We start from the raw sequence: 12,987 nt of genomic DNA on the forward strand, positions 1-12,987 counted from the left end.
ATAAACTTATGCAATGAAAAAATATATAGCAGCGGCCCTCTTACTATTAACAAGCCTATGTTCATTCGGCCAGGGAAATAAAGAATTTTCGCAAAAGTTAAATTTAGATTTTGAACAAAATGATCAAAATTTATCAGTCGGATGGAAAATATTTGGAGATGATAATTATAAGATCAACAAAGATTCTATAACGAAATACAATGGAACATATTCAGCTTCAATTGAGCTCGGCAGAGGAAAACCAGGATATAAAGCGTTATCTTATTCACTACCTGAAAATTATCCGGGGAATACCATTGCGCTAAAAGGATTCATAAAAACCGAAAATGTAGGAAATGGTTATGGCAGCCTATGGATACGAATTGATCCTTCATTGGGATATCACGAGGTAAAAGTGGAGGGCACTACCGACTGGTCAGAATATGAGCTAAGTCTGTCAATGAATCCCGAAAAAACCAAACAAATCGTGGTAGGAGGAGCTTTGTTTGGTAGTGGAAAGCTATGGCTGGATAACTTTCAGATATACATTGATGGCAAGCCTATCGATAGCATCTCTCCCATCGAAAAAAAGGAATACCCCGCGGAAAAAGACAGAGAATTTGACAACGGATTCAAATTGGATATGACTGATTTGAGTAGTAAACAAGCCGAAAAGTTATATAACCTCGCTTTGATCTGGGGATTTCTCAAATACTATCATCCACATATTGCCAGTGGAAAATACAACTGGGATTACGAGCTATTCAGGATAATTCCAAAGCTTCTCGAAGAGAACGTAAACGCTGACAACCTGCTGACAGACTGGATACACAGCCTCGGAGATTTCCCGCAGAGCCCTGCAGATGTAAGTAGTTCAAAATCTACAAAAATGCAGCCTGACCTGGATTGGATCTCCAAATCCGGCTTTTCACAGGAGCTCCAAAAGTCTTTACTTAAAGTTAAAAATGCAAAGCGCGACAATCATCATTACTACATTGGAATAAACAATGACATACTTAACCCCGAATTCAAAAATGAATCTCCGTATTTTTCCATGGTGTACCCTGATGCCGGATTCCGATTACTTTCACTTTTCAGATATTGGAACATCATTCAATATTATTTCCCCTACAAAAATCTTATCGGTAAAGATTGGAAACTTGTGTTGTATGAATTCCTTCCCAAATTTATTAATGCTAAAAATGAAACAGAATACGCTCTGTATGCCGTGGAATTAATAGGTAAAATAAGTGACTCACATGCAAATATTTGGGGAGAAAATAAAGTATTATCGATGTACCTTGGAGAAAATAGTATTCCTTATGAAGTGAAATTCATCGAAGACAAACTGGCTGTGACAACAGGTAAATATCAGGAAAGTACGATGTCCGATAGATTGATTAAAGGCGACGTTATCACCAAAATAAATGGAAAAAAAACTGAGAAAATTGTACAGGAAAAATCTAAATATTTCCCCGCTTCCAACCAGGGAGCCAGACTGAGAGACATGGCTCAGCATATACTGGGAACCAATAACCCAAATATCAATATAAGTTATAAAAGAGGAAATAAGACTTACAGCAAAACCCTACCTACAGGCAACTATAAAGAACTGCAATCTGATCTGAAAACAGTGAAACGGGACACCTCCTTCGCCTTCATAGAAAAGGATATTGCCTACGTAGATAACGGCCTCCTTAAAAACGCACATCTGGCTGTATTATGGCAGAAAATAAAAGAAACCGATGGACTGATTATCGATCTCAGAAACTACCCCAGCGATTTTCCGGGCTACGAATTCTGTAATTATCTGCTTCCGAAACCAACTGATTTTGTGCAGCTGTCTTACGGCAGTATTGAGAACCCGGGCACATTTACTCTGGAAGACCCATTGACTACCGGCAAGGATAATCCCGACTATTATAAAGGAAAAGTAGTGATACTGGTCAATGAAATTTCTCAGAGTGCATCGGAATTTCATGCTATGCATTACCGTGTTCACCCCAATGCCATTATTGTAGGTTCTCCGACAGCAGGAGCTGATGGCAATATTTCGGAATTCTATCTACCAGGTGGGATTAATACAAGAATAAGCGGATTGGGTGTATATTACCCCGATGGCCGTGAAACGCAACGAGTGGGTATTCTTCCGGATATATATATGAAACCAACCATCAAAGCCATTCTGGAAGGCCGAGATGAACTATTAGAAAAAGCAGTTGAAATTATTAAAAGGAAATAAATTCCACTTGTGAAGGCAAAAATGTATTAAGCACGCCCTCAAATATTAATATGATACATCTTCAAAAATCGAATTTTCGAATTGTTAAACTAACCTACACGAATTCGTCTTCTCGCTCAACTGGCATCATTTTCATAAAGAGCTGCCCCATCCTAATGTTTTGACTCTGACAAATTTTATTGTTTAAGTCAAAACATCTGGATTATAATGACGGCTATACCTTAATCTGTTAATCTGAATATGGACTTTATCGAAATTCTGGGAATTGTAGCCGGAATCTGCACCTCTTCAGCAGTAATTCCGCAATTAGTTACCACCATAAAAAAGAAAAAAGCCAGTGAGGTCTCTACGCTGATGTTCATTGTACTTCTAACCGGTAATGCACTTTGGGTATACTACGGTTTTGATAAAAACGATATTCCGATTATAGCTACAAACATCTTTACTATTCTGCTCAACATTGCGATGCTGGGGCTTAAGTTCAAGTACAAGGATAATTAGCAACTTACTAATGACGGTTTAATCTCTGACCTTAATAAACGCCCGGCAGTGGCTCTGTGGGCATAAATTTTAAAAAGAGATTTCAACAATTTATCAGTCAGTATAGAAAACTCTTACGAACTAGCTATTGCTATGAATAAAGTTGAAGTGGGTTACCACGCATCACATGAACAATTCAAACCCAGCGTTTTGCTCAGACTCGTTCAGCAGGCACAGCAGGCGGGATTTACAAGTGCGCTAAGTTCAGACCACTATTATCCCTGGAGCGAAACCCAAGGGGAAAGCGGATTTGCATGGAGTTGGTTAGGTGCAGCCATGCAGGCGACGACATTAAATTATGGTATCGTCAATGCACCGGGACAGAGATACCATCCGGCGATCATCGCACAAGCCGTAGCAACACTTTGTGAAATGAACCCAGGCAGATTCTGGATAGCAGCAGGAAGTGGCCAGTTTTTAAATGAACATGTCGACGGGCAGAAGTGGCCATTAAAACAACACCGTAATGAACGTTTAAAAGAAAGTGTCGACATCATGCGCGCGCTCTGGCGCGGTGAAACAGTAACTTATTCGGGGCATGTACAGGTCAGCGATGCGAAGCTATACACCCGCCCTGACTACATACCTTCGGTGATTGGAGCCGCACTGACAGAATCCACAGCCAAATGGATAGGCAGTTGGGCTGACGGCATGATCACCACATCACGAAGCCTGGAACAACTCAGACGTATCATATCTGCTTTTCATGAAGGAGGTGGGGAAGGCAAGCCTGTATACCTCAAAGTGCAGCTATCCTATGACAATACCTATGATAAAGCGCTTGCAGGAGCCCACGAGCAATGGAGAAACAATGTATTTAGCTCCGCCTTGCTATCAGATATCAGATCACCGCAAGGGTTTGACGCTGCCGGAGCCATGGTGAAAGCTGAAGATTTGCTGGCATCTGTCAGAATTTCAGACAGTACTGATCAACACCTGGAATGGTTAATGAAAGATATAGATGCAGGTGTTTCACAACTATACCTTCATAACGTCAATAAGGAACAATCCACCTTTATTGAAGCCTTTGGGGAATCAGTCCTACCTCATATTCTGTCTGTATAAAAGTGGTAATCTATTTTAACCACAGGATAGGCAACTTAATAAAAAGCATTAGCGCAAGAGCCTCAACTTGGGCTAATGTTTTTTAGATTAAACCTTCTGTATCATATCTGCTACTTGCAGGTGAACATAAAAGTCATGTACAGAGCGCGACTGCCAGTTTACAGATAATACTTTCATTAAAAGATCTTCCAGATCGCGGGTAGATTTAGGTTTAGACAAATATCCGGTAGCTCCTAATTTGCGGGCCTGCTCCACCGTAACACGATCCTCAGTGGTTGAAAAAAGAAATACCGGCAGTTTAGCAGATAACTTCTGACGGATATCTTTAAGTGCATCAAGGCCATTTTTTACGGGCATATTGATATCAAGAAAAATGATATCAGGAATTGCCGGTAATACGCTCTCCAATCCATGAATCAACTCAAGGCCATTTCCAAATACTGTAAGCTCATGATTCACTTCCAGTTTACTAAGCGCATTGTTGAATAAATAGACATCATCATGATCGTCTTCTGCTAAGAAGATAGATAACTCCTTTCTAGATGCTAGTAGATTCATATTACATTTCCAAGTTAAAATATACTTCATTCATTATGTTTTGCAATAATCCAAAACCTATGCCAACCCTGGGGATAAAGTACCCCGCGGAGTGAAAAATCTCATCAATTCAGCAAGTCAGGACACTTGGAAACGTTTGCATAGCTTATACTTGGTTTAAGCTGTCAAGTTGAAATATAGATAGTCGCAATCTTTTGTTTCTACATCAAAAACGAAAACACATGTCACCTCTTCATTTCCTAACGACTTCACATTCAATAAAACCTGTTAAGCAAAGAATTTTAAAATAAAATTTCAGATACTGAAAAGGGACTTTTGTTTCCAACTTCTGACATGAAATCACGCTAATATTGATTGTCGGGTAGCAACTGGAAGATGCGGTACAAGCCGTAATTGATACTCCGATCTCTGATTGGCCTTTGAGAAAAATTTGTTATCGCCAATGATGACAGAATAAAATGGTCTGGCGAAATAGTAGATTTTTGATGATTACGATTGCCCATAATGTGGAAGAACTTCGCCAGACATTGCACATAAAAAACATCTTATTATCCTAAATGCTATCAATGACGTATGGCTTCATTCATTCTCCTATGGTATGCCATCTTGTGCATCCAGGCCTTATGAAGCCTTATAATGATCATTTCCTACGCGAACCTTGCTTCGAAAGCAGGTTATTATAATGAGATAACAATCTAATTACAATCTGATTAAAATACAAAAATTGCAGATTGTGTATTCTCCAACCTGATAACTTTGTCTACTTGAATGAATCGGTTAGTATTTCATGACTTTTCTAAGAAGCCTCAGGGCTATAAAGTACTTGCGCTCTTATTTCGCATTTCACATACCTAATCCCCGCGTAGTCTCGACGGATTTTCAATCTGTACCTGCTACCGAAGATTTAATTATCAACGATCATCCCTATCCTATAATCGATGGCTGCAACCAGCTAACAGAATGGCTGATGGCCTGACTATACATTCAACTATAACCTATTAACAGCGTTTCACCCGCCAATGAAATTTCACATGATCACCCTGCTTACCTTGATAGCAACAACTATCTGGCAGCAAGAATGTTATGCACAAAAAAATGAAGAAGACAGCCTATACATACAAGAAGTAGAAGAGCTGCAATACCCGGCCAAAGTGCTACATGCCGAACCGCTATACATAGACCTGATCAGGGATTTGGGTGCCCGCAAAGGTGAAAAAGAATGGAACGTAGGACTTGGTTTAAATGATCGGTATTCGAGAGATGAATACGTTGCGCTGGTCGAGTATGAGTGGGCTCCTATTGACAGGCTGGGCCTTGAGGTTGAGTTGCCCTTTACCATATACCCTTCGGCTCCGCGCTTAAATGAATCCAGGGGATCCAGATTAAACGGTATTAAGCTGGCTGGGCAGTATTCGTTCTTAGTCTCCGAAAAATACAAAACCACATTGGCAGTGGGCTACCTGCATGAACTGGAGCTGCCTGCATTTGCTGATTATGGGAAAGGAAAGTTTTTAAAAGGGAATGTATACAATCCTTTCCTTATAGCCGCCAAACGCTGGGGAGGAAATTTCCATAGCCTTTTGTACACCGGTCCAGTTGTTCACCATGATTTTGCCTCAGGCAGCATGCATACTGTCTACCAGGCTAATACCAGCTTTCATTACATGATTCCAAAGACCAAAAACTTCATCGGTATTGAGTTTAACAAAGAATTTGATCATGGAAAGTTTGATCTGACGATTCGTCCTCAGATGCGAGTCAGCGTAGCAGATAATTTGATTATCGGAATTGTGACCGGCATTCCCGTAGACCGGACAGATGAACGACTCAGCACTTTTCTCAGATTAATATACGAGCCAGGTCACAGGATTCGTCACTAAAAAAAGCTATCTGCATTGGCCGGTTCAATAAATCGCTCGATGCAGATAGCTCACTCAATAAGACAATGCTGATATCTGGAATCTAATATAAAAAACTAAGGAATATTTTCTATTAAAATTCGGCAGCAACCTTATTTCTAAGATTCAAAATTTGGTCTGTCAATTCATAACACTCCTGATCACTCATATGAAGGATTGTGTTTTTCACCTCATTGGTAATGACGTGATTATCTTCGTCTACTGCAGGTCCAAAACGCTTCACACGTTCACAGATGGATTCCCAGCGAGGCGCCAGTTCTTCTGAAAACATATTTGCGGGTATTACTCTGAAATAGGCATGCTGCGCTATCAGATCAGACTTGACAGAATTAATACTTAGCGACAGATTCTCCGCAAATTTCGAGAGCTCGTTGTAAGCGAAAATGTTGGAATGTCTCATAGAGGGTAAATGTAAGTGGATTATGAGCCAAATAACCGTCTTTTTTCAGGAAAAAGCAACTACAACGTTATTAAAATAAATCACATAAAACTCATATCACGCTCTGATAGATAGATAGTTATAAATTGCCTTGACAAGATTGGACTAGCGTATAGAAACAAATCTAGAACATACCAAAATATCAACAACGTTATACTACATACGTTACCGATACGTAGAATAGGATAACTACTACAAGTTTGAAGGACGATTCGATATTTTAACCAGAATGATTTTATAAATAGCAATGACGCTATCTGCCATTATCATGACCTACAAAAAAATTAGTAAAATTTTTTAAAGACATCGATCCATTCGCTATCATTTGTCGTAGGTCAAACTAACGTTGAGTAATGTCAGATAGGGGCCCCGGATTTTGCGGAGCTCTTATTTTTTTGTAATCGTATATCAGATAAACAAAAAAGCTGATTTTCGCACGATGGTGATTAATCAATCCTTAGTTTCTGTCGTATCTGTGCGAAGTAGTTATTTCTTCTACCCAGGCGCTCAAACTCCTTCAAATCCTGCGCGACAACATCCTTGTATTTTTGTCTGTTCGGAAACCTCTTACCCTGCAATTTGTCAAAAATTTGAATCGCCTCCTGAAAGTCGGGTTTCAGCAAATAGTAATAAGCCAGATTTCCGAGCAAATACATGTTCTCCGGCTCCTTTCCCAATCCAATGGATAGACTTTTTCTGGCTTCTTCCAGTTGCCCGACACACAATTGGCTGAATGCCAATTTACTGTAAACATCTGTAGAGGTAACACCGGCTGCCAAAAGCGCTTTGTATGATTGAACTGCACCGCCGTAATCTTTCGTAATGATCTGTCCGGCTGCCAGCTGCGCAAGTTCTTTCACCTTATTATCTTTGTAATCTTCCGACAGCAAGCCATCTTTTTCTGAACACACTTTGATTGTATTACGAAGCAAACTTGTCTTTTCCGAATGAGCTAATGCAGCAAATTTTGAAGGAGTATATATGCTTTTGATCTGATTTCTACTACAATCACAAATGGTTTCAGCCTCACTATCGCGGATGATAAATTCATTCAGGCAATCTGTGTAAATAGCCTCAGTACCTTTCGCTGTCCATACATCTACATACGCCTTGGCCGAAACAATCGCGACAACATCCACCGAGATAGCTACGCCCTCTGTCACACTGGGATTTTTGATACACAGATACAGATCATTTCTGACAACCGGAACCTGAAACACGCCGTTTCTACTGTTCTGAGCCGTCCCTTCCTGATAAAAGGCAGGAACATCTACGTCATACATGCCGACCAAATCCTTTTTTTCAAATTCCTTGAAACCTTTACTATCCGTCAGGTATATATCCACCACACCACTACCGGTAGGCTTTACAAGATGACTGACTACATTGGTAACCATTCCCGCCTTGATTACATTGAGTGCTCCGTTAGCGATCAGCCTTGCAATCTGAATTTCCAGTCCTGAGCCTTCCAGTTTCGTACCTGCATCATTGGTTTTCACTGTAGAAAAAGAGTAATACCATGAAATAGTATTTGCTGGAAGCTTTACAGGCACTACAATCCGACTCTTACCACCCAGCCTTGCTTTACTATTGAGATAGATGGTCTGTCCTTTAATCAAACTTTTTTCCTTTAATACGGTGGTGTTAGACTGTGCATGCAATAAGGAGACAGACAACAGCAGACTAAGAAACAGAATTGATTTATACATGAGTTGATCCTTTCGGGTCGGCTTTTACTTTTATAAGACACTGATTCAGTGTAGAAAGATTTGCAGACGATTTTAGTTCCATACCAACAGTAAAGCAGAGAAAATAAGAATAAAAGGCATTCCGGAAATAGACCGGAATGCCCAAAGTTAACGCGTCTAAAATTTTGCCGGCTCCTGCAACAACTAACGGCGGAGCTTCAACAGATAAAAAACCGGTATTCCACTTAGCGCAATCAATAACCCAGGCCATGTAAACTGAGGCTTATAAATGATCAGCAATATGCAGAATGCCAGTCCCATTAATATATATAGTGCAGGGAGCAATGGATAGAGCGGTGCCTTGTAGGGACGCTCTACATCCGGCTTTGTATATCTGAGAATAAAAATTCCAGCAATGGTAAGCACATAGAATATCACGGCCACAAAGGTGATCATATCGAGCAAATCACCATAGCGCCCACTCAGACACAGTATACACGCAACGATACACTGTACCCAAAGTGCAAATTCCGGCACGGCGTGTTTATTAAGTTTTGCGATTTTATTAAAAAAAACGCCATCACGACTCATACTGTAGTAAACTCTTGCTCCTGCAAGGATAAGTCCGTTGTTACAACCAAAAGTTGCGACCATGATCAGAACTGCAATAATAGCAGTACCATTACTTCCGAATATAGCTTCCGATGCGGCAATTCCTACTCTGTCTTTTTCGGTAAGAGCGATTTGCTCCATGGGCAGTACAGCGGTGAACATGAGGTTAAGCAGGATGTAAATCGCAGCTACCATTACGGTTCCTAACAGAAGACTCAGACCGATGTTTTTTCTCGGGTTGGTAATCTCACCTGCTACGAACGTAACATTGTTCCATGCCTCGTAGCTCATGATCGATCCCACCAGCGCAGAGGCAACCGCGCCACCAATAGCCGCTTTTCCTATATATTCCGATGATGAGCCATCCAAATTTATTTTGTGCAGTTTCCAGGCTTCTCTCCAATTCAGATTCCATACATCAGCTTTAAAAAAGATAAAGCCAAAAACGATCAGACCGATGATACTGAGCAGCTTCGTTGAAGTGAATACAGTCTGAATAATTTTCCCTCCACGTACGCCGTTTTTATTGACATACGTCAGGAACACAATCAACCCGATTGCAATCAACTGCGCCGGAGACACCTTAAAATTCCCGATGGCAAAAATCACCAGGTCCTCACTGGCCCAAGGCAGAAAGTAGGCAAGAAATTTGGAAAATGATACACCCACCGCCGCTATTGTACCTGTTTGAATCACTGCAAAAAGACTCCATCCATACAGAAAAGCAACAAGTGGATTATAAGCTTCCCGCAGGTAAACATATTGTCCTCCGGCTTTGGGATACATCGCGCTCAGCTCACCATAGCTCAGCGCAGCAGCAAGCGTCATAAAACCACCGATCAGCCATACGGCAATCAACCAGCCTGATGAGCCGACGTTCCGTACGATATCAGCGCTGACTATAAAAATGCCTGAACCGATCATACCTCCCGCTACCAGCAGAGTGGCGTCTATTAAGCCGATCTCTCTTTTAAGTTCTGTTTCCTGTGTCTGAACATCAATCATTGTAGTACGGCGTGGGTTAGCGGCGTCGACGGCTCAGATTCAGGAATACGTCCCTGTAGCTTTGACAATGAAACATTGGGTAAATGAGGTAATACGAGCCTGGCAAAATGTTCAGATTCTTCCATCAGCGGGAAACCCGAAAATATAAAAGCTCTGATGCCCATTTGCATATAACGATTAAGCTTGGCGATAATCTGCTCAGGGCTTCCAACCAGTCCGCTGCCACAGCCAGAGAAAACCTTCCCGATATGAGTCCAAAGAATATCCTCGGTGTAGCCGTCTTCGTCTGCTGTTTCGCGCAGCTCATCCTGACGAAGTACACCCAAAGACCGAGAATCCTCTCCCCTGGCTCTGATCTCGGCCGCTTTTTTCTCGTCAAACTTCGACATCAGTTTTCTTGCATAAGCTCTTGCCTCTTCCTCAGTTTCTCTTACGATCACATGGATCCTGAGTCCGAAATCGATTTTACGTCCGTGCTCAGCAGCCCTCGCAGTCATATCCTGCATGGTCGCATAGATACTTTCCTCGGATTCCGGCCAGGTGAGAAATACATCACAATGTTTGGCGCACACCTGCCTTGATCCTTCTGAAGTACCTCCAAAATAAAGCAGCGGACCTCCGTTTTGCTGATAGGGTTTCACCGGATCAGCTGGCATGTGGAACTGATATATTTCTCCGTCGTAGTCGATCCTGTCCTGGGTCCAGGCCTGTTTGAGAATTTCTATTGTTTCCTGGCATCTCAGGTAGCGCAGATCCGGATTTTCCCGAAGTCCGGGAAGATCTGAATTAATGATGTTCAGAACCAGCCTTCCTTCCAGCATGTGGTCCAGAGAGGCAATCGCCCTGGCCAGCATCGGCGGATGAATTTCTCCGGTGCGTATTGCTGTTAACAGATTGATTCTGTCAGTCTGAGGGGCTATACCGGCCGCAAATGTGAGCACATCCTGACCTACCGTATAGGCAGTCGGTAACAAAATATTGGTAAATCCCAGCTGCTCTGCATTCTTGGCAATAGCTGCACAGTGTTTAAAGCTGCTGCGACGCTGGGTATCAAGTACGCCCAAATGCTGTGTATCGCCACCTATAATATCGTCAAACCATGAAATCTCTGCCACCTGCTCCGGCGTTCTTACGTCAATGGGTACTATCTGTGATAACATTACTTCTTACTGGTATTTTTTACGTAAATGGTTTTGCCTTCCTTGATCGTCTCCAACACCTGAATGTCTTTGATTTTTAGCGGGTCAATAGAAGTAGGATCATCCGAGAGTATCACCAGATCTGCCAGTTTGCCTTTCTCAATCGAGCCTTTGTTCTTTTCCTCGAAATATTGATAGGCCCCATTGATTGTAATCGCGCGCAGCCCCTCAGCAACAGTTACCCTTTCGTCCGGACCGATCACCACATTGGTTCTTGAAAGCCGGTTTACAGAAGATCCAAGCAAAAAAAGCTGGCTGATAGGCGTGATACCGAAATCAGTATGATTGGTAAAAGTGATACCGCGCTTGATCGCAGATTTAAGCGGACTAGAGAAAAATGCACGCTCTTTACCAAGGTTCTTTACGTGAACATCACCCCAAAAGAAAGTATGGTTTGTAAAAAACGACGGAACCAACCCCAGTTGCTTGTATTTATCAAGCTGATCGGGCCTTACAAATTGTGAGTGGATTACAACCGGCCTGTGCACTGCTGCCGAAATACCTGTCTGCAGATTTGCGTTTTCAATTGCCTTGATATACATGTCCACTGTGGCATCTCCGTTACAATGCACATAAGGCTGAATATTATTTTTGATCCCTGTCACAATTACCTTGTTGAGCACTTCCTGGGTCACGTTTGCAAAACCGGTACATTCATCATGGTTACAGCCGGGTACCTCGGTCAGGTAAGGTTTTGAGAAAAACGCCGTTTTGCCTTGCGGAGATCCATCTGCTGTAACCTTGAAACCTCCGAGTTTGAGGTGTGCATCGTAAGTGCCGAACTGATAAGATTTATCAGCGATCAGTTTGTCCAGAAAAAGGTAGTAGGGAAGCGAAATGATATCAATGTACAAGACCTTAGCTTCAGCTGCTTTCTTTAAAAGCTCCACCGATTCAAGGCTAGACAACCCGTCCTGAGCCGTTGTAATGCCCACACTTGCATAAAGCTGTTGCTGTTGTTTTAACTGCTCGAATTTCTCTTCCAGCGTTAATTTTCTCGCTTCTGCCCGTTTCACCAACCTGGCTGCCGATTCCTGTAACAGGCCGGTCGGTTCCTGTGAACCTTTTTTTCTGACAATCGTGCCACCGTCAGGATCCTTTGTAGTCTGATCTAAAGACGACAGTTTCAGGGCAAGCGAATTGACAACGACCATGTGCCCTGAAGCATGTGTGAGCACCACAGGATTATCAGGAAACGCCTGATCCAGGTCGCTTTTTTCGGGATGACGATGCTCCTCCAGCTGATCTGTATCATACCCAAAGGCAGAAATCCATTCTCCGTCTTTAATATCGTTATCCTTTTTAAATTTGGTCAGAACAGCAACAATGTCTCTAATGTTACGGACTGTTCCCATTGGCGGCGGTGAGAGGTTGGCATTTCTAGTCTGTCCCAGTCCCATAAAGTGACTGTGCCCGTCAATAAAGCCCGGAATCAGTGTCTTACCTTTCAGATCAACAACCTGTGTATTGTTTGCTTTGAGCTTCAAAATATCAGCGTTGGATCCTACACCAATAATCTTACCTCCACTAATCGCTACTGACTGGGCTACTGAATTATTTGCATCAACAGTAAGCACTTTCGCATTAATAAATATCTTATCGGCAGTCTGCTCATTCTGTATTCCGCTACGATCCGTTTGTCTCAGCGCTACAAAAAAGAGCGACACCGATACTGCAAGAATTGTTCTTTTCATCTTCAATTATATTTGATTCAAAATTCTTCTAACCTGCTTCGTCTCAC

General features: G+C 42.0%; 10 protein-coding genes. 4 read left to right on the top strand and 6 right to left on the bottom strand.

Annotation, left to right across the window (positions count from 1 at the left end; all coding sequences use genetic code 11):
• Positions 1 to 13 precede the first annotated feature (13 nt).
• The 3 genes from AC1XUE_RS04280 to AC1XUE_RS04290 all read left to right on the top strand — a co-directional run bounded on the left by AC1XUE_RS04280 (position 14) and on the right by AC1XUE_RS04290 (position 3,826).
• Positions 14 to 2,221 (top strand): S41 family peptidase, encoded by a 2,208-nt coding sequence (locus AC1XUE_RS04280; RefSeq protein ID WP_483354690.1) that lies wholly within the window; start codon positions 14 to 16, stop codon positions 2,219 to 2,221.
• A 240-nt stretch (positions 2,222 to 2,461) separates the two neighbouring features.
• Entirely contained in the window at positions 2,462 to 2,722 is a 261-nt protein-coding gene (locus AC1XUE_RS04285; protein ID WP_483354691.1) for a SemiSWEET family sugar transporter, read from the top strand.
• Positions 2,723 to 2,854: 132 nt separating this feature from the next.
• Positions 2,855 to 3,826, top strand: coding sequence for a TIGR03885 family FMN-dependent LLM class oxidoreductase (locus AC1XUE_RS04290; protein ID WP_483354692.1), 972 nt, complete (start codon positions 2,855 to 2,857; stop codon positions 3,824 to 3,826).
• A gap of 87 nt (positions 3,827 to 3,913) precedes the next feature.
• Here AC1XUE_RS04290 and AC1XUE_RS04295 read toward each other — a convergent pair whose 3' ends face one another.
• Positions 3,914 to 4,384 (bottom strand): response regulator, encoded by a 471-nt coding sequence (locus AC1XUE_RS04295; protein ID WP_483354693.1) that lies wholly within the window; start codon positions 4,382 to 4,384, stop codon positions 3,914 to 3,916.
• Between the two features lie 1,019 nt (positions 4,385 to 5,403).
• Here AC1XUE_RS04295 and AC1XUE_RS04300 point away from each other — a divergent pair.
• On the top strand, positions 5,404 to 6,264 hold the full coding sequence (locus tag AC1XUE_RS04300) for an HAEPLYID family protein (RefSeq protein ID WP_483354694.1): 861 nt from the start codon (positions 5,404 to 5,406) through the stop codon (positions 6,262 to 6,264).
• A 112-nt stretch (positions 6,265 to 6,376) separates the two neighbouring features.
• Here the strand turns inward: AC1XUE_RS04300 and AC1XUE_RS04305 are convergent, their stop codons facing one another.
• The 5 genes from AC1XUE_RS04305 to AC1XUE_RS04325 form a co-directional block, all read right to left on the bottom strand.
• The gene (locus AC1XUE_RS04305) at positions 6,377 to 6,703 is read right to left on the bottom strand and encodes a hypothetical protein (protein WP_483354695.1); all 327 of its coding nucleotides are present in this window, start codon (positions 6,701 to 6,703) and stop codon (positions 6,377 to 6,379) included.
• A gap of 485 nt (positions 6,704 to 7,188) precedes the next feature.
• Entirely contained in the window at positions 7,189 to 8,451 is a 1,263-nt protein-coding gene (locus AC1XUE_RS04310; protein ID WP_483354696.1) for a tetratricopeptide repeat protein, read from the bottom strand.
• Between the two features lie 183 nt (positions 8,452 to 8,634).
• On the bottom strand, positions 8,635 to 10,047 hold the full coding sequence (locus AC1XUE_RS04315; RefSeq protein WP_483354697.1) for an APC family permease: 1,413 nt from the start codon (positions 10,045 to 10,047) through the stop codon (positions 8,635 to 8,637).
• Entirely contained in the window at positions 10,044 to 11,207 is a 1,164-nt protein-coding gene (locus tag AC1XUE_RS04320) for an LLM class flavin-dependent oxidoreductase (protein ID WP_483354698.1), read from the bottom strand. The genes AC1XUE_RS04315 and AC1XUE_RS04320 overlap by 4 nt, the downstream gene beginning before the upstream one ends.
• Positions 11,207 to 12,940 (bottom strand): amidohydrolase, encoded by a 1,734-nt coding sequence (locus tag AC1XUE_RS04325; protein WP_483354699.1) that lies wholly within the window; start codon positions 12,938 to 12,940, stop codon positions 11,207 to 11,209. The genes AC1XUE_RS04320 and AC1XUE_RS04325 overlap by 1 nt, the downstream gene beginning before the upstream one ends.
• Positions 12,941 to 12,987: the final 47 nt, after the last annotated feature.

Source organism: Dyadobacter sp. HNCC25DJ187 (assembly GCF_056895255.1).

Excerpts from the sequence above, each read along its gene's own strand:
- AC1XUE_RS04310 (WP_483354696.1), bottom strand. The coding sequence starts at position 8,451 with ATGTATAAATCAATTCTGTTTCTTAGTCTGCTGTTGTCTGTCTCCTTA.
- AC1XUE_RS04285 (WP_483354691.1), top strand. The coding sequence starts at position 2,462 with ATGGACTTTATCGAAATTCTGGGAATTGTAGCCGGAATCTGCACCTCT.
- AC1XUE_RS04300 (WP_483354694.1), top strand. The coding sequence starts at position 5,404 with ATGAAATTTCACATGATCACCCTGCTTACCTTGATAGCAACAACTATC.
- AC1XUE_RS04320 (WP_483354698.1), bottom strand. The coding sequence starts at position 11,207 with ATGTTATCACAGATAGTACCCATTGACGTAAGAACGCCGGAGCAGGTG.
- AC1XUE_RS04280 (WP_483354690.1), top strand. The coding sequence starts at position 14 with ATGAAAAAATATATAGCAGCGGCCCTCTTACTATTAACAAGCCTATGT.
- AC1XUE_RS04305 (WP_483354695.1), bottom strand. The coding sequence starts at position 6,703 with ATGAGACATTCCAACATTTTCGCTTACAACGAGCTCTCGAAATTTGCG.
- AC1XUE_RS04290 (WP_483354692.1), top strand. The coding sequence starts at position 2,855 with ATGAATAAAGTTGAAGTGGGTTACCACGCATCACATGAACAATTCAAA.
- AC1XUE_RS04325 (WP_483354699.1), bottom strand. The coding sequence starts at position 12,940 with ATGAAAAGAACAATTCTTGCAGTATCGGTGTCGCTCTTTTTTGTAGCG.
- AC1XUE_RS04295 (WP_483354693.1), bottom strand. The coding sequence starts at position 4,384 with ATGAATCTACTAGCATCTAGAAAGGAGTTATCTATCTTCTTAGCAGAA.
- AC1XUE_RS04315 (WP_483354697.1), bottom strand. The coding sequence starts at position 10,047 with ATGATTGATGTTCAGACACAGGAAACAGAACTTAAAAGAGAGATCGGC.